This is a genomic window from Mucilaginibacter gossypii (assembly GCF_900100945.1).
In the GTDB taxonomy this organism is placed as follows: domain Bacteria; phylum Bacteroidota; class Bacteroidia; order Sphingobacteriales; family Sphingobacteriaceae; genus Mucilaginibacter; species Mucilaginibacter gossypii.
This window is the reverse complement of record NZ_FNCG01000006.1, coordinates 46,493-67,149: the sequence shown is the minus strand read 5'-3', so window position 1 is coordinate 67,149 and position 20,657 is coordinate 46,493. Positions and strand designations below refer to the sequence as shown.

At 41.6% G+C, this 20,657-nt stretch carries 22 protein-coding genes; 5 read left to right on the top strand and 17 right to left on the bottom strand.

From position 1 onward, the window contains the following. Positions 1-44: 44 nt before the first annotated feature. From BLS28_RS13470 to BLS28_RS13455, 4 genes are read right to left on the bottom strand one after another with little or no spacing between them, the layout of a single operon-like run. A complete protein-coding gene (locus BLS28_RS13470; protein WP_091167796.1) occupies positions 45-596 on the bottom strand; it encodes a GNAT family N-acetyltransferase in 552 nt (183 codons plus the stop codon). Positions 597-621: 25 nt separating this feature from the next. After that, positions 622-1,212, bottom strand: coding sequence for a hypothetical protein (locus tag BLS28_RS13465; protein WP_090525003.1), 591 nt, complete (start codon positions 1,210-1,212; stop codon positions 622-624). Beyond that, on the bottom strand, positions 1,199-1,696 hold the full coding sequence (locus BLS28_RS13460; protein ID WP_090525007.1) for an RNA polymerase sigma factor: 498 nt from the start codon (positions 1,694-1,696) through the stop codon (positions 1,199-1,201). Before BLS28_RS13460 ends, BLS28_RS13465 begins: the two co-directional genes overlap by 14 nt. 41 nt (positions 1,697-1,737) lie before the next feature. Then, complete coding sequence (locus BLS28_RS13455; RefSeq protein ID WP_091167791.1) at positions 1,738-2,265, bottom strand: hypothetical protein; 528 nt, start codon at positions 2,263-2,265, stop codon at positions 1,738-1,740. Positions 2,266-2,535: 270 nt separating this feature from the next. On the opposite strand from BLS28_RS13455, the gene BLS28_RS13450 reads away from it, so the two are divergent. From BLS28_RS13450 to rpmA, 4 genes are all read left to right on the top strand, one after another. After that, positions 2,536-3,927, top strand: coding sequence for a dicarboxylate/amino acid:cation symporter (locus tag BLS28_RS13450; protein ID WP_091167787.1), 1,392 nt, complete (start codon positions 2,536-2,538; stop codon positions 3,925-3,927). Between the two features lie 408 nt (positions 3,928-4,335). Beyond that, on the top strand, positions 4,336-4,842 hold the full coding sequence (locus BLS28_RS13440) for a hypothetical protein (RefSeq protein WP_176844452.1): 507 nt from the start codon (positions 4,336-4,338) through the stop codon (positions 4,840-4,842). A gap of 75 nt (positions 4,843-4,917) precedes the next feature. Beyond that, complete coding sequence (gene rplU / locus BLS28_RS13435; protein WP_090467954.1) at positions 4,918-5,226, top strand: 50S ribosomal protein L21; 309 nt, start codon at positions 4,918-4,920, stop codon at positions 5,224-5,226. A 49-nt stretch (positions 5,227-5,275) separates the two neighbouring features. Then, complete coding sequence (rpmA, locus tag BLS28_RS13430; RefSeq protein WP_091167783.1) at positions 5,276-5,698, top strand: 50S ribosomal protein L27; 423 nt, start codon at positions 5,276-5,278, stop codon at positions 5,696-5,698. A 76-nt stretch (positions 5,699-5,774) separates the two neighbouring features. Here rpmA and BLS28_RS13425 read toward each other — a convergent pair whose 3' ends face one another. The 11 genes from BLS28_RS13425 to pbpC form a co-directional block, all read right to left on the bottom strand. Then, on the bottom strand, positions 5,775-6,203 hold the full coding sequence (locus BLS28_RS13425) for an energy transducer TonB (protein ID WP_091167780.1): 429 nt from the start codon (positions 6,201-6,203) through the stop codon (positions 5,775-5,777). A gap of 21 nt (positions 6,204-6,224) precedes the next feature. Then, on the bottom strand, positions 6,225-7,817 hold the full coding sequence (locus tag BLS28_RS13420; protein WP_091167777.1) for a M1 family metallopeptidase: 1,593 nt from the start codon (positions 7,815-7,817) through the stop codon (positions 6,225-6,227). A gap of 6 nt (positions 7,818-7,823) precedes the next feature. Next, positions 7,824-8,219 carry an energy transducer TonB gene (locus BLS28_RS13415; protein WP_091167774.1) on the bottom strand — a complete coding sequence of 132 codons (396 nt, stop codon included), beginning with the start codon at positions 8,217-8,219 and terminating at the stop codon, positions 7,824-7,826. A 36-nt stretch (positions 8,220-8,255) separates the two neighbouring features. Continuing rightward, positions 8,256-8,645, bottom strand: a complete 390-nt coding sequence (locus BLS28_RS13410; RefSeq protein ID WP_091167771.1) for a TonB family protein — start codon at positions 8,643-8,645, stop codon at positions 8,256-8,258. Positions 8,646-8,658: 13 nt separating this feature from the next. Then, on the bottom strand, positions 8,659-9,633 hold the full coding sequence (locus BLS28_RS13405; RefSeq protein ID WP_091167769.1) for a polyprenyl synthetase family protein: 975 nt from the start codon (positions 9,631-9,633) through the stop codon (positions 8,659-8,661). Between the two features lie 89 nt (positions 9,634-9,722). Next, the gene (gene rnr, locus BLS28_RS13400; RefSeq protein ID WP_091167768.1) at positions 9,723-11,861 is read right to left on the bottom strand and encodes a ribonuclease R; all 2,139 of its coding nucleotides are present in this window, start codon (positions 11,859-11,861) and stop codon (positions 9,723-9,725) included. An 83-nt stretch (positions 11,862-11,944) separates the two neighbouring features. Beyond that, positions 11,945-12,325, bottom strand: coding sequence for a type II toxin-antitoxin system VapC family toxin (locus tag BLS28_RS13395; RefSeq protein WP_176844451.1), 381 nt, complete (start codon positions 12,323-12,325; stop codon positions 11,945-11,947). After that, complete coding sequence (locus BLS28_RS13390; protein ID WP_091167762.1) at positions 12,307-12,546, bottom strand: hypothetical protein; 240 nt, start codon at positions 12,544-12,546, stop codon at positions 12,307-12,309. The genes BLS28_RS13395 and BLS28_RS13390 overlap by 19 nt, the downstream gene beginning before the upstream one ends. A 73-nt stretch (positions 12,547-12,619) precedes the next feature. Further along, on the bottom strand, positions 12,620-14,317 hold the full coding sequence (locus BLS28_RS13385; protein WP_091167759.1) for an ABC transporter ATP-binding protein: 1,698 nt from the start codon (positions 14,315-14,317) through the stop codon (positions 12,620-12,622). Between the two features lie 2 nt (positions 14,318-14,319). Continuing rightward, complete coding sequence (locus BLS28_RS13380; protein ID WP_091167756.1) at positions 14,320-15,027, bottom strand: 3'-5' exonuclease; 708 nt, start codon at positions 15,025-15,027, stop codon at positions 14,320-14,322. 99 nt (positions 15,028-15,126) lie between these two features. Then, positions 15,127-17,517: a penicillin-binding protein 1C gene (pbpC, locus tag BLS28_RS13375; RefSeq protein ID WP_091167753.1), complete on the bottom strand. Its 2,391-nt coding sequence runs from the start codon at positions 17,515-17,517 to the stop codon at positions 15,127-15,129. Positions 17,518-17,599: 82 nt separating this feature from the next. Between pbpC and BLS28_RS13370 the strand changes: the two genes are divergently transcribed. Then, positions 17,600-18,325: a glycosyltransferase family 2 protein gene (locus BLS28_RS13370; protein ID WP_091167751.1), complete on the top strand. Its 726-nt coding sequence runs from the start codon at positions 17,600-17,602 to the stop codon at positions 18,323-18,325. Between the two features lie 226 nt (positions 18,326-18,551). On the opposite strand, the gene BLS28_RS13365 is transcribed toward BLS28_RS13370, so the two are convergent. After that, complete coding sequence (locus tag BLS28_RS13365) at positions 18,552-19,727, bottom strand: glycosyltransferase family 2 protein (RefSeq protein ID WP_091167748.1); 1,176 nt, start codon at positions 19,725-19,727, stop codon at positions 18,552-18,554. Next, the gene (locus tag BLS28_RS13360) at positions 19,724-20,647 is read right to left on the bottom strand and encodes a glycosyltransferase family 2 protein (protein WP_091167745.1); all 924 of its coding nucleotides are present in this window, start codon (positions 20,645-20,647) and stop codon (positions 19,724-19,726) included. The genes BLS28_RS13365 and BLS28_RS13360 overlap by 4 nt, the downstream gene beginning before the upstream one ends. Between the last annotated feature and the right edge of the window lie 10 nt (positions 20,648-20,657).

Genomic DNA, 20,657 nt, shown 5'->3' with positions numbered 1-20,657 from the left:
GCTTAAAGCGAAAAGAAATCAATAAAGCAAAAAAGCTTTCGGCCTTAGGCTTTCGGCTTTGAGCTTGATAAGATCGCTTTCCTCATTAATAAATCGGTTTGCTTATCGCTTCCCAGGACAAATTCATGGCTGCTGAATACTTCAAAGCCATGTTTTTCATAAAAAGCAATTGCTTTTAGGTTGTGTTCCCAAACACCAAGCCAAACGTATTGCAGGTGTTTATCCGTAGCTGCTTTTAAGGTGAAATCAATAAATTGGTGGCCTATCTTTTTGCCGTGATATTCGGCCAAAACATAAATGCGCTCAATTTCAACTGCAGCAGGATCCTGAAATTCTGTTTGGGCGTGGCAATAGTTTAGCTTGAGATAGCCGGTTATTTCACCATCCAGCATCGCGAAGAAAAAATGAGAGTTTGGGTTACTGAGCTCTGCTTGTATTTTTTGCGGCGTGAAGGCTACAGATGCATAAGCCTCCATATCTTCTGGTTTATTTAAATGAGCAAAGAAATCAAAAAAAGTTTTTTTGCTTAGCTCCAATAATACGTCGGCATCAGCTAAAGTTAATTTTTGAATTGTTACAGTTTCGGAAATAGCCATCAGGCAAATCTAAAAAACTAATCCTTTAATCAAATTGTTCTTTCAACCTCACTAATCTGTCAATCATAAGGTTTAGCTTTTCTTCCTCGTTCTTAAACATCCGGGGTTTAAGGTAAAACGTAGTGAACAAAAACCAGATCCCGATTGATGTATATGTTACTATTTTAAAAGTGAGGGATGAATGTTCAAGTACTTCGATAAAATACATGGCCAAGCCTGCGCTGAGCAACAATATATAGGTATAATAAAACCAACCTATAACTTTGCTGCGGTTTTTTTGATATGCCTTAAGGCTGTCAAGATATTCGGCAGGGTTGAGTGTTGCATCGCGCTTACTCAAAATGTGGTAATGACGTACCATTAATGAAAGATACATCAACATGGTTACCAGTACGATGAGGATTCCGATAGTAGTAACTGCAGATTTAAATGCCAGGAAAAAAGTGACGACAAAAGCGAATGCGACAGTTACAACCATGGCCACAATACTCCAGTATAACTTTTGGGTTATACTCCTTATTCCCTTCTTTACCTGCTTCAGCACCTCATCCACCGAAAGCTGATCTGGTTTTGGCTGTCCCTGCCAAACCGACATCAAATGATCAAAGTCTTTCATACTGGTTATATAACTCCGTTAATTTTTGTTTTATACGATAAATTTTCACCCTCAGGTTCCCTTCTGATATACCCGAAATTTCAGCAATTTCGGGGTATGGCACCTCATCAAGTACCATAGTTATAATAATCCTTTCTGATTCTTCCAGTTTTGAAATACATTTATAGAGCAAAGCTACCTGCTCGTTTTTATCCGATAGTTCTTCTCGTTTTGTTTCCGCTAATTGTGGGGTTAGTTCGTCTTTGGCCTGGCGTTTTTCCGAGCGCAAATAGGTTAAGCAGGTATTTACAGCAATGCGGTAAATCCAGGTTGATATCATGGCCTGGTTACGGAATTTCTCTAAATTTTGCCAAACCTTTAAAAAAGTTTCCTGTAGCAGGTCATTGGCGGCATCGTCATCGCCGGTATAACCATAGCACAGATGGAATATCTTTTTAGAATTAGCTTCATATATCTGCTTGAATGCTGCTTCTTTGTTGGCCACTTCAGTTAATTTTATATTTAGACGATGTTAAACTTTATATGTTACAACAAGTGATCATTCTTTTTAAACCAGCCAAGCTTGCTTTCTGCATCGCTTATTAATTTATTGTAACTATCCTGGTAGTCAAATTGTAAGTCTTCATGAAGCTTGTTAATTAAACCACGGATCTTTTCAACCTGCCTTATCAATATCAGCCTTAAGGGTTTGTATGAGGTGCGCCGGTCGGCATATTCAAGGTAATTTTCGCAAAAATTGATCAGTAAATCAATCTCAGCACCTTTTGATGTCATAAACTTGGTGTACTTGCTCAGCAACCTCAATATTTTGCGCATACCCTTTGCTGCGTTGTAACTCAGCGATGATAACTGGCTGAACATGAAACCCGCTTCGGCTTTTACTTTTTCAATAAAAGCGGCTTCATCATGGGCTTCAAAAAGCAGGTAGGCCAACAGCTCCTTGTTTTCTTTTTTGTACCGTGCCAAGCGCAGCATTAATTCGGCCAATTGCTCGTTGTGCAGGTGCTGAATTTCCTTTTTTATATGCTGTAATCCGTAAGCTGTGATACTCATGTTGTAAATAAGCGGGTAAAATACTAATTGTTTAAATATTTTTCACGAATTGCCTTTTAAGCTTGATTCAATTAGAACGAATTACACGAAGGGGTTCCAATTATAATGGTGTAATTAATTGTAGTACGCAAAATTAGTGAAGAAACTGAAATAGCGTTTGCTGAGTGCAACGATTTTATTTTCTCATCTGATTTAAATGGAAAATAGAATATTCCCACACCTGTTTAAACAGCGCGTAAATTTTGTAGTTTTGCAGGCTTATTAAATTAAATGAAAAAAAGCAGACTGACGCTCTTCATTTTTATCGCACTGGTATTGGGTGTGATAGCCGGTTATATTTATAATACCTACGTTTTTGCCGATTTGAATAAACAGCTCAGTACCGCCGGGACTGCAATTAAAGCTATTGATAAAAATATTGAAGCATTACCCGATACTACGGTTGCGGCCTACAAAGATCTTAAGTTACAAAGAATTACCCAGGTTAAACTGCAAAGCCAGGCTACCGATGCGCGGGAAGATAAACTTGAACTTTATAATATCCTGAGCAAGATCTTCCTCAATCTTATAAAAATGATTGTGGCCCCGTTGGTATTTACCACCCTGGTGGTAGGCGTAGCCAAGGTAGGGGATATCAAAGCTGTGGGCCGGATTGGTGGCAAAACCATGCTTTGGTTTATCAGCGCTACGCTGGTGTCTTTATTATTAGGCATGTTATTGGTTAACCTGTTTGAACCGGGCAAAACCATGCACCTGCCGCTTCCGGATAGTCATTTAAGTACCGGTATCAAGAAATCTGCATTATCATTAACCGAGTTTGTCGGTCACGTTTTCCCTAAGAGCTTTATTGAGGCGATGGCCAATAACGAAATATTACAGATTGTTGTGTTCTCTTTATTTTTTGGCGTAGCGACAGCAGCGATAGGCGAACAAGGCAAAATAGTGGTCAAAGCAATGGATGCCTTTGCACATGTGATCATGAAGATTACCGGTTATGTAATGAAAATGGCCCCTTTAGCCATATTTGGTGCCATAACCGCCGTAGTGGCCAAGCAGGGAATAGGCGTACTATCAACGTACGGTATTTTTATCAGCGAGTTTTATTTTTCGCTCATCGTACTTTGGTCGGTAATTATATTGGCCGGGTATATTGTATTGAGAAAGCCGGTATTCAGACTTATTAACAGAATTAAAGACGCCATGCTGATCGCATTTAGTACTTCAACGAGCGAAGCGGCCTATCCAAAGGTGCTGGAAGAGCTGGAGCGCTTTGGCTGCAGTAATAAAATAGTAAGCTTTGTATTGCCATTGGGGTATTCATTTAATTTGGATGGCTCCATGATGTACATGACCTTTGCATCATTGTTTCTGGCGCAATCATATGATATTCATCTTTCATTCGGGCACCAGTTATCCATGTTATTGGTGCTGATGCTTACCAGTAAAGGTGTGGCGGGTGTGCCAAGGGCTTCGCTCGTGGTTATAGCAGGTACGTTGGCTATGTTTAATATCCCCGAAGCCGGCTTGTTTTTGCTAATAGGTATCGATCCGTTGTTGGATATGGGACGTTCGGCCACAAACGTATTAGGCAATGCAATGGCAACAGCCGTTGTGAGCAAGTGGGAAGGAGAAGAGGTAGGTACTCAAATAATAAGAGAATAAAGTATGCCGTCATTGCGAAGAACTATAGGGTAAATCCCAAAAAGCAGTGATGATGGGAAAATATATTTTAGAGCTGGCGCGTATGGCCGCGTTAGGGATTGTAGTGAAAAGCCCACAGCGCGGGCTGGGATTGCGGGCAGGAAAGGTGAGGACTTGTAACGGAAAGCCCGGGCCGCAGGCAACGCCCAAGTTTGTAGATAGAAAAAAAGCATTAATAATCAATTTATAATTATGGCATTATAAGAAACGAAGACAGCCGACCGAATGCAGTTCATTAACACCTATAAATTATAGCTGTTGATAGTCTCTGATATAGAATCGCTCTGTATAGTTCGTGATTGCTTCGTACCTCGCAATTACATGATGAAAAAACAATAATTCACTAATTCAATAACTCAATAATTATATATGTCTCCCCGTTTAAAAAAAGTATTTCTGATCATGACTGTTGTGGTGCCGTTTATACTGTACTGCGTGTATTATTATGGCATGATGATTAAGAATGCGCCATACCGCTTCGTTGATTTCGAATCGATCAGTTTTCAGTATGGTCATAAGGATAGCCTTGTAAATAAATACGATTCACGTACAGGTATGTTCCAATACCTTGACAGGCGCGATTCGTTGGTTAAAGAGCATTTGCGTTTAACTAAAGATGACCTGTTATACCTGCACCGTAAAGCTGCCGACCTGGGTTTCTGGGATTTTCCGTCGAAGGAAACGGGTGATACGTCGAAAGTTGCTGATGGAAAAGCTGTTCGGTACATTATTGAGTTCAAATACAAAGAAAAAACCAAGCGTGTGATCTTTGATACCGATTATTTTGGCAATCCTAAACTGATTGACGCTAATCAAAGGTTGATAGCCGAGATTCAAAAAAAACTAACTGATGTAGAGAATCGTGGTAAAAAATAAAATATCGGGATGTTGTTTATTAAATAATCAATCCCTATATTTGCACCTCGAAATTTAAAACAATATTTAACAAACATGTACGCAATAGTAAGTATAGCAGGACAGCAATTTAAAGTTGCAAAAGACCAGCAGATCTTTGTACACAGGTTACAAGGCGATGAAGGCGCTAGTATTGAATTTGACAGTGTATTGTTAGCAGAAAACGAAGGTAAATTCAAATTAGGTTCTGATTTGAAAGGTGCTAAAGTATCGGCTAAGATCGTGTCACATTTAAAAGGTGATAAAGTAATTATCTTCAAAAAGAAAAGAAGAAAAGGTTACAAAAAGAAAAACGGTCACCGTCAGCAATTTACCAAAATTGAGATCACCGGTATTACATTATAATTAAAGGTTGAACCGGAGTTGTTCTGCAATTCCATAAAAGAAATAAAAAATGGCACATAAGAAAGGGGCCGGTAGCTCAAGAAACGGTCGTGAGTCGCATAGCAAACGCTTAGGTATCAAAATTTTCGGTGGTCAACCAGCAATCGCAGGTAATATCATCGTTCGTCAGCGTGGTACCAAACACAATCCAGGTTTAAACGTTGGTCTTGGTAAAGATCATACTTTATTTGCACTGGCTGAAGGTATCGTAGTTTTCAAAAAGAAAGCTGATAATCGTTCATACGTATCAGTAGTTCCGTTTGAAGCTGCTGAAGTTGAAGAAGTAGCTGCATCTGCACCAAAAGCTAAAAAAGAAGCTGTAGCTGTTGAAGCTCCTGCTGCTGAAGAAGCTCCAAAAGCAAAGAAAGCTGCTGCACCAAAAGCTAAAAAAGAAGAAGCTGCTGATGCTGCTGAAGAAACTGTAGCTGAATAATCAGTTAACAAGTATTAGGATATAAAAAATCCCGGTCAGTTTTGATCGGGATTTTTTGTTTTGCAGATATTTCCGATTATCGCTCTTTTATCTTTTTTACAACGGCTGGTATATCGTTACCTTTTCCAAACAATACAGGTACAGAGTATAGGCAACGTACGGTTTTGCTGCTTTGCTGAGCCGGTTTCCATTTAGGGCCTCTTTTTATTATGTCGATGGCAAGCGAATCAGTTTCAGAAGTTAACCCTTTGGTTACATGGGTATTGGTTATACTGCCATTATTTTCTATAATGAAGGTAATAATGACCAATCCTGAAGGCAGGTCTTTAAGTGGGGATTTTTTTATAGTATTCGATATATACTCTTTAAATTTTTCAACACCACCAGGAAATTCCGGAAGTTGCTCAACCTCGGTATAAACTGAGGTGTCTATCTTCGCTGTCTGCGCTTTAACGGCGGGTAATAACATTACAAATAGAAATGCGATAAGTAGGACATGTTTCATCTTAAGATAGTAGTACTTTATTTATTCGATGATCAGTTTCTTTAAATAGTAAGTATCAGGATCGATAACCGGCATGGTTTTGCTGGTTACGGTGATGCCTTTTTTATCAAGTGTATAACGTTTGGTAACACCGTCAGTTGTAATGTCAACAGGCAAGGGCATATCTATATTTAACAACTGAACCTGGTATTTATCGCCTCGCTGAGCTTTTACATGTACTTCAAGTTTATTGATTGAGTAGATGTATAGATCAAATAGCGGTTTCAAGTCCTTACCCGCAGCCTTGCTAAAATATTGCATCACATCATCGGTATTGGCCAAATTGCTGTAAGTATAACGTGGGTCGGTAACAAAACTTTTAAGGGTAGGGAAGAAAGTGCTATCGCCCATAATATACCTGAGCGTATGCATAAAGAAAGCAGCTTTACCATAGATATCTCCATTATAAGCCGATTCTTCGTCAATATCTTTCCCGATAACAATCGGAATTTTATTGCCGAATGAGAGTGCCGAGTTTTGGAAGAACTTGATATAAGCTTTCTCGCCTTCAAATTCCCTTACATACAGCGCATCGCCGTAAGTACAGATGCCTTCATGGATCCAGTAATCGGCCCAGTCTTTGGCGGTTACTTTGTTTCCCCACCATTCGTGACCAAATTCGTGGTGCATCAGGCCATCGTAATCTTCGCCCCCAACTTTGGTGTATTTAAATTTGGCACCGTAAGCATTCATGGTTTGATGCTCCATGCCCAGATGAGGAGTTTCAACTATGCCTATCTTTTCTTTTACCCAGGGATATTCACCAAAATATTTCTCCTGCTCTTTAATTGTTTTTACAAAGATATCAAGATGGTGCTCGGCCTTAGAGGCATGCTCTTTTAATACATAAAACTGGATGGGTACATTATGCCCATCTACAGTAGTATACGGACGGGTTACCACGGTATAATCACCTGCATTGAATAATATACTGTAATTGTTAATGGTGTATTTGGTTTGCCAATGAAATGTCGCTGTTCCCTTTTGCTTGCTTACGCCTTTTAATAATCCAGGCCCGGCAACTACGAGGTTTTTAGGAACAGTGATAAACATATCTACGCCATCGTTCGGCTCGTCGGATGGATGGTCTTTACATGGGAAATACAGTTTGCCGCCAGTGCCTTCGGCAGTGATAGCCATCCACTGGTGCCCGGTTGAATCGCGGGTCCAGATAAAACCATCATCCCATGGTGGCCTACGGGCAACATGGGGTTTGCCACCATATATTACTTTTACGCTTGCTTTACCGGCAGGTAGCTCTTTGGCTGTATTAATGGTAATGAGGTTATTCTTGTATTCAAATGCTTCCTGTTTGCCATTTACTAAAACCTTGCTGATAGTTAAAGAATCTAACAGGTCAAACAATAAAACCCTGGTTGGTTTCGCCATGATTACATCAATGGTAGTAAAACCATTAATGGTTTTTTGCTCCGGATCCACAACAAGAGAGATTGTATAATGCCGAACATCCATAATGGCCTGCTCGGGTTTAAGCTTTCCGCCTGAGGTGAGGGTTTGGGCACGAACATATCCGGCAAAAAGGAATATAGTTGAAATTAGTATGGCTTTTTTCATAGAATATTAATGGCTGCGTTTAAAGTTAATGGGTAAGGCATATTGAACCCTTACGGGCTGGCCCCCTCTCATGCCTGGTTGCCAGGGGGAAGTCATTTTTATAAGCCGTAGCGCTTCCGTATCTGTAGCCTTGGATAAACTTTTGGCAATTTTTAAATCGCTAAGACTTCCATCTTTTTCTACCACAAACACAACATATACCCGGCCTTCAATTGTATCTCCTTTAGGATATTTAAAATTTTCATGAATGAGTATGGCAAGCTTCTGGAGGCCACCCGGAAATACAGGAACTTGCTCAACTGATGTAAATACGGGGTCTTTAGCCTTTGTTGTATCAGTTGTTTGAGCTTTTGTTGCTAGGGCTCCCATTATGAACATCGCAGCGGACAGGATTCTCTTCATCGACCTTTGTTCCTTGGTGAAATTTATGATGATTGGTCAATTAGCTTTTGCGCTATCTAAAACTTGCACATCCTGCACGGTATAAAATTGTATGGGGACGGAATATTTTGATTTAATAAAATGCCCGTCGCGCATGGCCGGGATCCATTTTTTTGATAAAGAAATTACCCGTAAAGCTTCTTTATTAAAAGGTTCACTCATGCCTTTAACAACTTTCAAGTCGGTTAAACGGCCGTCATTTTCAACAAAAAAGCTTATGGTAACAATGCCTTCTCCTCCGCTTACCTCCTTTGGCCATTTTAAGTTTTGATCTAAAAATTCATGAAATGCCTTATCGCCACCACGGAAATGCGGAGGCGTAAGTTTTTGCGCCTTAGCGCTTAATGAAACCATTAAAATGATAAGGATGGGTGAAAATTTCTTCATCCTTAAATATAAATCAATTCTCCCTCACCAGCAAGCCGTCTGCAAAATCTCGCAGGTATTGTTTATGATCTTCGGGCAGATTAATAGCGTCGAGGGCTACGAAAGCTCTATCGGCATAGGTTTGCATCGCTTTTTCAGCATGCTGCCTGATATCAAGTTCGTTGTAAATGTTGGTTATAGCTTTAACCTTTTCTGCAGTGTCAAATTCAGCTGCACTTAGCCATTGGTTTAGCGTTTGTGCCTGGCTGCCTTTTGTCAGTTCAAGGGCCCTGATTAGCAAAAATGTTTTTTTATTGGAGATGATATCGCCGCCAACCTGCTTGCCAAACTTTTCAGGATCGCCATAAACATCCAGTATGTCGTCCTGTAGCTGAAACGCTATGCCCAGGTTTACGCCAAAAGCATCGATCAGGTCTGCGTCGGTTAAAGCTGCACCGCCAATGATGGAGCCGATTTTTAATGTACCACCTAACAGCACCGCCGTTTTAAGACGGATCATGTTGATATATTCTTCAATACTTACATTGTTACGCTGTTCAAAGCTCATATCAATTTGCTGGCCTTCGCACACGCCGGTCGCAGTATCGTTAAAAACGTCAAGTACATTACGCAAAATGCTGTCATCAACCTTCATCATCAGGCGGTTGGCTTCTACCATCATGGCATCGCCGGAGAGGATAGCGACATTGGCGTTCCATTTTTCATGCACAGTTGCTTTGCCACGGCGGAGCGGGGCTTTATCCATAATATCATCATGCATCAGCGTGAAATTATGGAATACCTCTATAGCCAGTGCGGGTTCAATAGCCTTGTCAACGTCGCCGCCAAAAAGGTCACAGGCCAGCAGGAGCAGGGCAGGGCGCATACGTTTTCCGCCAATAGATAAAATATAGCTTATCGGTTCATACAGATCGGCCGGGTAAGCGGGATAGCTTAGTTTGCCTACTGCATCATTTATTAGTAACTGTAACTCTGTAAGTTGTTTCATTTGTTTACGGGAACCCTGATTTTCTTGATTTTAGGATCGACTTGATTATAAATATCAGGAAATCCTAAAATCAGGCGAATCACGGTTCATTATTCTTGTACCAATATAAAGTCTATCTGTTTTTTGGTCAGATCAACCTGTTTTACCTTAATCTTTACTTCATCGCCCAGTTGGTAAATTTTCTTTTTACGCTGACCGATGATGGCGTAATTTTTCTCGTCCAAAGTATAAAAATCGTCCGAGATATCGCGCAGGCGGATCATACCCTCGCATTTGTTTTCAATGATTTCTACATACATACCCCATTCGGTAACCCCCGATATGATGCCCATAAAGGTATTACCAACCTGGTCGCGAAGATACTCAGCTTGTTTGTATTTTACTGAAGAACGCTCTGCATCGGCTGCTTTTTTCTCCATTAAAGAACTGTGCGAACAGAGCTTTTCATAAAACTCGGCATTGGCCGATTGTCCGCCATTTAAATAATGAAACAGCAACCGGTGTACCATGACATCAGGATAACGGCGAATTGGCGAGGTGAAGTGCGTATAATGATCAAAAGCCAAACCGTAGTGAGCACTGCTTTTGGTAGTGTAAATAGCTTTGGCCATGGAGCGGATAGCCAGATGGGTTAGCACGTTCTGTTCTTTTTTTCCCTCTACGTCTTCCATCAGGTAATTGAGGGATTTTGCTGTTTCCTTGTCAGATTTTGTATTGATTTTATAACCAAACCTGGCTGCAAACTGGGCAAAATTGGCCAGCGCATCGGGCTTGGGCGAATCATGCACACGATAAACAAAAGTGTATTTGTGTTTGCCTTTGCCCATTTTGCTCACCCGCTCGGCCACTTTGCGATTAGCCAGCAACATAAAATCTTCGATTAGTTTATGGGCGTCTTTGCGCTCTTTTACATAAACGCCTGTTGGTTTGCCGTTTTCATCCAGTTTAAACTTAACTTCGGTAGTTTCGAAACTGATAGCGCCGTTTTTAAATTTACGGTCGCGAAGCTTATAAGCCAGTGCGTTGAGCTTGAATATTTCTTCCTTAAAATCACCTTTTCCCGTCTCTATTACTTCCTGTACTTCTTCATAGGTAAAGCGTCTGTCGGAGTAGATGATGGTTTTACCGTACCATTCGGTAATGATATTGGCATTTTCATCCATTTCGAACACTGCAGAAAAACAAAGCTTTTCTTCTTTTGGCCTGAGCGAGCAAAGACCGTTTGATAATCTTTCGGGCAGCATCGGGATAACCCTGTCCACAAGGTAAACAGAGGTAGCCCTGTCTAAAGCCTCTTTATCCAAAGCTGAATCAGGGGTAATGTAATGCGATACATCCGCAATGTGAACACCAACTTCGTAGTTGCCATTATCCAGCACGCGATAGGACAGGGCATCGTCAAAGTCTTTGGCGTCAAATGGGTCGATGGTGAAGGTTGTGATGTTTCGGAAATCACGGCGTTTGGCAATTTCTTCGGGCGTGATCACGTCCGGAATTTCTTCAGCATCATGCTCAACCTCGGCAGGAAATGATAGCGGAAAACCATATTCGGCCAGGATGGCGTTCATCTCCGTATCGTTTTCACCTTGGGCTCCTAAGATATGTTTGATCCTTCCGATAGGGTTTTTAGCTTCTGTTGGCCAGTCGGTGATTTCGGCTACAGCTTTGATGCCATTTTTAGCCCCGTTAAGCTCGCTAATGGGGATGAAAATATCGTGCATCATCTTACGATCATCAGGAATAAAAAACGCGTATCGTTCTGAGAGTTTAACAATGCCCGTAAACTCCATTTTGGCACGCTGCAGAATTTCGATAACCTCGCCTTCTTTGTGCTTGCCTTTACTTTTGGCGTATACATAAACTTTCACACGGTCGCCGTTAAGAGCGGTGCGAAGCTTACGCGGAGCGATGAAAATATCGCTTTCAAACTCGTCATCGGTAACGATAAAGGCCGAACCATCGTTGGTGAGGTCAACTACGCCTTCAATAAAGGTTTTAAGTTCAAGCAGCTGGAATTTGCCCGGAGCGATTTCTTTTAATACCGATTTTTTAACCTCGTCTTTTAAGATGTCGTAGATGATCTCGCGCGATTCGGGGTCACGGACGTTTAATTTAGCAGAAACCTGTTTATAGTTGAGTGGCGTATTGCCGTTTTGTTCAAATATATCAAGTACCATTTGGGTAAGTACCTGGTGTATAGAAGAGTTGTTTTTCTTGCGTTTAGACATAGAATAGTATTTGCATCAAAGATACAGAATTTTGGGGTGTGGGAATGATGGTATTCAAATGCTTAAATAGACATCAAGAGTGCCTACGAGCGATATGGATCAAGTAATTTTAAATCCGAAATTTTTGAAAAATCGCTGATGTTCCTTGTTATTAAAGTCAGCTTGTTGACTATCGCTGTCGCTGCAATTATTGCATCGGGGAGTTTTACACGATAATTTTTTCTGATTTCAATTGATTTTAGAATCACTGGCTCATTGAAATCAAATATGTGTGATATATTTATAAAATCGGTTAAAAGTTTTAATTGGCTATCAGTAGCTTTGGGCCAGGCTAAAAGTTCAATGCGCGAAATTACGGAAAGCTGAAAATTTGTATTATCTAAAAGCTGGTTTGATTTTTCTGGTAATTTGCTTTCGAGATAATCGATAATTGCGTTTGTGTCAATTAAATATCCCTCTTCCACTCGTCTCTGATGTTTTTTACGTGATTTTGGAAATCGATGTATTGTTCATCGGATAATTTTAGCTTGCCTCTAAAATCAGATGGCTTTTTGCCTTCTATCTGTTTTTCTTCCTGTAACTCATCCACAGCATACAAAAGCACTTCTATCTGTTTCCCTACATAGTCCTGTGGAATATGAATAGAAATATCCTGTTGTTCCGGTGTCACTTTCGTGCGTATCATTTTTTTAATGGTTAAATAAAAAAAGTGCTTTTAACAAATTTAAACATTTAGATTGGATATTTATGCAGCCTGATCAACCCGGTATTGAAGCAATCAGCCTTTTGGTGTATTCTTCTTTTGGGCGATAATAAATATCGTCGGGATAGCCGGTTTCCACTATCTCGCCTTTGTTCATCACCATCATCCGGTCGGAGATATGTTTAATCACGGCCAAATCATGCGAAATAAAGATATAGGTCAATTTAAGTTCGTCCTGAAGTTCGCGAATGAGGTTTAATACTTGGGCCTGAACCGATACATCAAGCGCGGAAACTGATTCATCGCAAATGATAAATCTAGGCTGGAGCGCCAAAGCCCGGGCAATAACAATCCGCTGCCGTTGTCCACCCGAAAACTCATGCGGATAACGGTCAAAGTGCGCGGGCAGCAGGTTAACCCGTTCAAGTAGTTCCAGCACTTTTCGTTTGCGGGTTGTATCATTGCTGTAAAACTGATGTACCTGCAATGGCTCCATAAGTGATTGGCCAACGGTAAGCTTAGGATTTAATGATGAGTATGGATCCTGAAAAATGATCTGGATATCTTTTCTGATCTGCCTCAACTCATTTTTTTTAAGTTCACGAAGATCAGTACCATCAAAAGAGACCTTCCCCGAAGTAGGTTCTATCAACCTTAAAATACTTCGCCCCAAAGTGGTTTTTCCACAGCCTGATTCGCCGACGAGGCCTAAGGTTTCGCCTGGGTATACATCAAAGCTTACATTGTTCACTGCTTTTACAACATGATCTTTTCGTTTGAAAAGCCCCGTATCTGTAGGGAACCAGGTATTTAATTTATCTGCCCTTAACAAAGGCTGCTGTTCATATAGTTTACGCTTTCTTTCGGCGATTTCGGTGTCCGGGTAATGATATAATTCCCTGATGCTTTCTATAGTTACTGCGGGCCTGGCCCCATCCAGAAAATCGGCCACAACAGGGAGTTTTTTCAAATGCTGCTGCGGGGAAGGACGGCAGGCCAGCAATCCTTTAGTATAAGGGTGCCGGGGATTTGCGAATAGATCTTTTACCGCGGCTTCCTCTATAATTTCGCCTTTGTACATCACCAAAACCCGGTCGGCAATCTCTTTGATCACACCCAAATCATGCGATATAAAGATCAGGCTCATATGCCTTTCAGCTTTAAGCTTGTGCAGCAGCTCAATGATTGTTTTTTGCACGGTAACGTCAAGTGCAGTGGTGGGCTCATCGGCAATCAAAATCTCCGGGTTGCAGGCCAAAGCCATCGCTATCATTACCCGTTGTTTTTGTCCGCCCGAAATCTGGTGAGGATAGCTGTTGAATATGGCTTCGGGCCGCGGTAATTGTACTTCTTTAAACAGCTCAATGGTTTTTTGTTTAGCCTCCGCTTTACTTGATCCCAAATGCAACCTGATAGCTTCCGTAAGCTGAAAGCCACAAGTAAGTACCGGGTTAAGCGAGGTCATTGGCTCCTGGAAAATCATGGCTACCTGGTTGCCGCGCACACGCCGCATTTCATCTTCCGATAATTTACACAGGCATACACCATTTAAAAGCACAGAGCCATCTATTAGGGCCTGATCTTCATTAAGCAAACGCATCAGGGCAAGGGAGGTAACAGATTTGCCCGAGCCGGATTCGCCGACAATGCCAATGGTTTCACCTTTGTTAAGTGTAAAAGAAATTCCCTTTACCGCTGTGAACTGGTTTTTACCATTCTTAAAACTAACCGACAGATCACTGACTTTAAGCATTATTAGCCTACAATGGTTATAAATTCGTCTGCTATCAGTTCTTCGCCGCGGTAACGTCTTAATAGTTGTGCTGTAGCTATCACATCTTTTTGGCAATAAGCGCAAATGCGCTCCAACTGGTTTTCATTCCAGTATACGCGGCCTACATCGCTGCCATCTATATCGTCTTTTGAGGTTGGGATATTAAAAATTGTGGTAAGCAGGTTTAAGGAAGTGTAATGTTTGTGATCGCCAAACTTCCATAATTCCATGGTATCTAAATGGACAATCTCCCAGGGCTTTTTACCCGCTATTTGCAGCTGCGGCGGAATTGATATGCCGTTTACCAGTAAACGGCGGCAGAGGTACGGGAAGTCAAATTCCTTGCCATTATGAGCACATAAAATAAGGTTGGGCGGTTGACTGACCAACAGGTTGCAGAATTTGGTAAGCAATTCTTTTTCATCATGTGATGCAAAAGATTTTACCCTCAAGCCAATGTTTTTCCCGGCAATAAAGATCCCGGCCGAAATGCAAACTATTTTACCAAACTCGGCCCAGATGCCGGCGCGCTCATAATGAATGTCAGCAGGTTCATCTTTGCGTTGATGCCGGGTTTTTAGTTCCCATAAAACCTGCAGATTTTCGGGCAGTTGTTCGTGGGTGCTGTACTGCGGCACCGTTTCGATATCAATTACCAATAAATTATGCAGATCGTACTGTTCAAGCATCCGGTTAAAAATTATTGAGCCAATATAATGATAAAGTTAGTAGATGGTTGCTGCGGACATTTAGTTTACAGAAAAATTAAAATCGATAAGTTGTGTTTTTTATTTCTTCAATACTTCAAACGCTATGCTGATAGTATTGCCGTTGCCATCAACCAACGTAAGAATATGTCTGCCCGGAGGTGGGTTTAAAGCCACCTGGTGAAAATCTTTGGTCTCGCCAACGTACTGATCATCCAGGTGCCAAAAAATCTTCATACCTGGCTGGCGGTGTGCTGCGTTGCAAATCATGCGGCCACGGGTGCCGTCTGCTTCAAGGGGCACGTATATTTTAGCACCGTTTTTAGGGTAGATGACTTCCATTGTATTTCCATTGTCGGCCTGGATACAATCCGGGCGAAAGGGAGGGAGTACATGATATTGATAGTTTCTGGCTTTGTAATAATATTCCATAGATGGCGGCAACACAAACCAGCTTTTATTGAGGATGTTATCCGGCGGCTCACAATTACCGTTTACCTGCCATTTGGCATCGGCAGATAAATGCACCAATTGATGGTAAGGACAAACAGGGGCTTTCAGGCCGCTTTTGGGTACATATTGCTCATCTGCATCCTGGCAGTATTGCCCGGCCCGGTAGCCGCTTTGTTTGCACACATTTATTTTCACCATTTCGCCCATTGGCATTTCAAACCAATCGCGCGATACGGGCAATAGCCTGAAGATTTCAAACAGGGCAGGTGCAGCTGTGTTAATGCCCGTTAAGCCCGGCCGGCCCTCGCCATCGGTATTGCCAACCCAAACGCCAACAACATATTTAGGAGTAACCCCAATTGCCCATCCATCGCGAAAGCCAAAGCTTGTACCGGTTTTCCAGGCCACCCGCTGGCTCGAGCTAAATTGCTGCCATAGCATTTCCTCGCCCGGCCGCATCACTTCCTCCATGGCTTGGAAAGTGTAATAAACAGAAGCCGCATCCAATAACCCAGACTTTTCAAGTTCAGGTTTGGCTGTAGCCTTCTTTTCATAAACAGGATTATGAAAATCAGCAGGATCATACTTGCCATTGTTTTTGTTGTAATGATTAAGTACGCGCGCCATATCGGCATAAGCGCCGCTTAATTCCCAAAGTGTGTTTTCACCCCCGCCCAATATTAACGACAGTCCATAGTGATCGGCAGGTTTGGTTAAAGTGGTGATGCCTGCTTTATGCAAAAAATCATAAAAACGCTCATATTTGTATTGCTGCAGCATTTTAACCGCCGGTACATTCAGCGAACGGGATAAGGCGCGTGATGCGGGGACAGCACCATCATAACCCAGATCGAAGTTTTCCGGATGGTAACCCGCGATCATGGTAGGTACGTCGGGCATCAGGCTATTGGGCAATATCAGTCCGTCGTGCAACATTGCCGCGTATAACAGCGGCTTCAGGGTACTTCCGGGGCTTCGCGGGGCATCTATCACATCAACATCGCTCTCCATTTGCGGGTCCTCCCGGTGGGATATGTTACCGGCATATGCAAGTGTTGCACCTGTTTCAACATCAAGTACAATGGCGGCAATATTGTTGATGTCGTTAGCCTTTAGTAAACTATGATGCTGCTCCAGGATATCGTTTACCTGTTGCTGAAGCGACGACTTGATGCTGCTTGTAATGCGGGTATCTCCCTCTGGCTTAGCCTGATGATCGGTTTTAAAACGTTGCAGCAGGTGTGGAGCAAGTTGAGGAAGGGCCACCGGTCTGTCGGGCACAGGCTCGAGCCGGGCGAGGGCTGTAGTTGTACTATCAATGATACCTGCCTTATGCAATTTATCCAATAATGAATTCCGTTTGCGGAGCAGTATGGCCCTGTTCCTGCCAGGGTGTACCAGGGATGGCGAGTTAGGCAAAACAGCCATAGCCGCCATTTCGCCCCAGGAAAGTTTATCCGGGCTGCGGCCAAAATATCGCCAGGAGGCAGCATCCAACCCAATGACATTGGTGCCGAAGGGGGCGTTACTGGTATATAACGCTAAAATTTCGCTTTTGCTATGGGATATTTCAAGGCGCATTGCCATGAAAATCTCTTTCAGTTTATTCCAGATATTGCGTTTATGCCTGGTAGCCAGCCTGATCACCTGCATAGTAAGGGTACTGCCGCCGCTGCTTACCTTTTTCGAGCTCAGGTTTTGCTTGATGGCCCGGCTAAAAGCAACAATATCAAAGCCGGGGTGGTGCTCAAAGCGTTTATCCTCAAAAGTGATAATACATTGTTTGAATTTTTCAGGTACTGTGGGATTATAAGGAAAGCGCCATTGGCCATCATTTGCTATGGATGCACCGAGTAACTGGCCCCGATCATCGTCAATTACGTAGGAGGTGGGACTATTAAATAAAGGATTGGGCAAACAAAACCAAAATATCAGGGTTAAAACAAACAAAAAGAAAAGTGATACTATAACTTTAGGCTTTTTTAAATAACTTTTAGCTCGTTTTAGCGCAAATTGCATTACTAAATATAAAAATATTAAGCCAGTTCAGGTTTATACAACTATAATTGTGGCAAAAATCTACCAGGCAATAATACAATAAATGACGATACAAAAATTATCAATTATTATTCCGGCTTACAACGAAGGTAAAACCATCCATTTAATTTTGGATAAAATTAAAGAGGTAAACCTTATCAACTATATTGAAAAAGAAGTGATCATTGTAAATGATTGCTCAAAGGATGATACAGAAGCAGCTATTTATAAATATAAACTTGCCAACCCCGAAGTTAACATTCAATACTTTAAGCACGAAGTAAACAAAGGTAAGGGAGCAGCTTTACATACAGGTATAGCAAAAGCTACAGGCGATTACCTGATCATCCAGGATGCCGACCTTGAATATGATCCGGCTGAATACAACGATCTGTTAAAGCCCGTAGTAGCGGGTTTTGCTGATGTGGTTTATGGTTCCAGGTTTATGGGAAGCAACCCTCACCGTATCCTGTTTTTTTGGCATACCATTGGCAACAGATGGCTTACTTTTGCTTCAAACATGTTTTCCAATCTTAACCTTACTGATATGGAAACATGTTATAAACTGTTCAATACCAAAGTTATCCAATCCATAAAGCTCACTGAAAAGCGTTTTGGCTTTGAGCCCGAGGTTACCCAAAAAATCTCGAGGGTACACCGCATCAGGATCTATGAGGTAGGCATTTCCTATTATGGCCGTACTTATGAGGAAGGCAAAAAGATAGGATGGAAGGATGGGGTTAGGGCTATTTACTGCATCCTTAAATATGGATTGTTTAAATCAAAGTAAGAGTTTTTCTATAGCAGTAGCTTTCATAAACCGTATTTCTTCTTCACTGAAATTATCAGCAAGAACTTGAATGACGAAAGCCGTTTTTTAGAGTGGCCCAATCCATTTTAAATTGCACACAGTAGATGCAATGTGACGCGTCTCAATATACAAATCAACGTGTTAAACAGGTTCTAAAATGTTTGACATTCAAAAAATAGTTGTCATCAAAACTAAAATCAATGTTTTACTGCTTCCGTTGTACTTTTTCCCAAACCGCGCTTTGCTTGGTACTAAAATAGCGGATAATGCCCGCCAGCACTGCATAGTTCATAACACAAAAATAATAGGGAATGAAAAGAACTTTTATACGGAGCTGCCGCTTTTCCATTATCAGCCCAAGCAAGGCCAGCAAATAAAACAATATCTGCGCCAATAATAATCCTTGCATAGCTGTTTCTCCAGGTTTAAGAGCCAGCACAACGTTTAAAATAAACGATAATATAAGCAGGAACGGTGTAATGGTCCATCTTAAAACCCGGTGACTGATATACTGAAACGATAAAATTGGGTAGGGGAAAGGATTGAATAATTTTTTTAGCCTTAAAATAGATTGCATTCCGCCGGCAGCTATCCTCACTTTTCGTTTTAACTCTTCCGACACATTTTCCGACGCCGTTTCGGTAGCGTATGCTTCAGGTTCATAAACAATGCGGTAGCCTTTAGCAGCTATCAGCATCGAGATCATAAAATCGTCAAGCACAGTATCCGCTTCAACAGGCTGATATAGTGAGCGGCGCACACTAAACAGTTCGCCTGCCGCACCCACAACCGAATATAGTTCCGAATCCCATTTTTTCAGGGCCGATTCATATTTCCAGTAGAACCCTTCACCAGCCGCACTGGCATCTGCGTTCTCATCAATATGTACCCGTTTTTCGCCCGCAACGGCGCCAACTGTTGCATCGCTGTAATGCCTGCAGATCTTGATCAATGCATCTTTATTTAAAAATGTATTGGCATCGGTAAATACAACCGCGTCTGTATCAACATAGTTCATGGCACGATGTACCGCGGCTATTTTGCCGGCGCGCTGTGGCTGGTGCAGCAATTGTATCTGCGGGTACCTGGCAACAATAGCGGGTGTTTTATCCGATGACCCGTCGGTTACGAAAAGCAGTTTTAGTTTTCCTTCGGGATAATTAAGCAGGAGGCTGTTGCTGATCTTTTGCTCAATAAAATATTCTTCGTTGTAAGCGGCTATCACCAAAGTACAGGTAGGAAGTTCATCCAGGTTTTCTGAAGGAAGAGCTTTCCGGCCTTTAAAAGCCCTTTTGATCCTGATGATCAGGTACAGAAAAATCCCATACCCGGCAAAAGTGTAAAAAACAATAAAAAGGCTTATGGCTAAAATTATTTTCATGTTATGGTGTTAATGGGGTATCCTAAATTGCTGCTGTTTTTTGAGTGGGTAAAATTCCACCATACTGCTTTAAAAAGCATCGGAATAAAGTCGTATTGTTTTTCTTTGACGTAGTTAACCAGGTTACGGGGTACCACAATCAGCAGAAAATAAAAATAAAATAATACTTTTTTAAGCGGCGGGGCATTCCGGCGGATAAAAAGGATCCTGTTCCGGTTCATGAAGTATTCTTTTAGTTTGCTTTTTTTGCCTACCGAAACAGATTCTTTATGGTAAATAAGCGCATCGGTACAAACCCAGGCTTTAAAACCTGCTCTTATGATGTGTTCGCACCAGTCAACCTCTTCATAGTAAAGAAAAAAGTTTTCGCTCATCATGCCCGCCTTTTCAATAGCTTCTTTCCTGATCATCATGGCTGCTCCGTGGCAGTAGGCTGTAGGCGCAGTTATATTATCAAACTGACCTTCGTCCTTTTGCTTTAAGCCTATCACGCTATTTCGGCAGGTGTAATAGTTCATAGGTGTGTAGCCCGCATATTGTATTAATTGTTTATCACTGAAATACTTGATCTTGGGCGACAGCATTCCTACGGCGGTGTTACTATCCATTACCTCAACCAGTTTTTCAACTAAACCCGGGGTAAACTCGGTATCATTGTTCACCATAAAAATATAATCGCCGGTTGCTACCGTAAGCCCGAGGTTATTTCCACCGGCAAAACCAAGGTTAACATCTGAGCGGATAAATATTATTTCGGGGAATTTTATTCTCCAGCCTGGAACCGGATCTATCTTACTTGCATTATCAACAACAATTATTTCTATATTACTATAAGTACTTGTATTTTTAATTGATAATAACATTTCCTCGGTAACGGATGGCTGATTAAAACTTACAGTAACAACAGAAACTTTTTTCATCTAAAAGGGG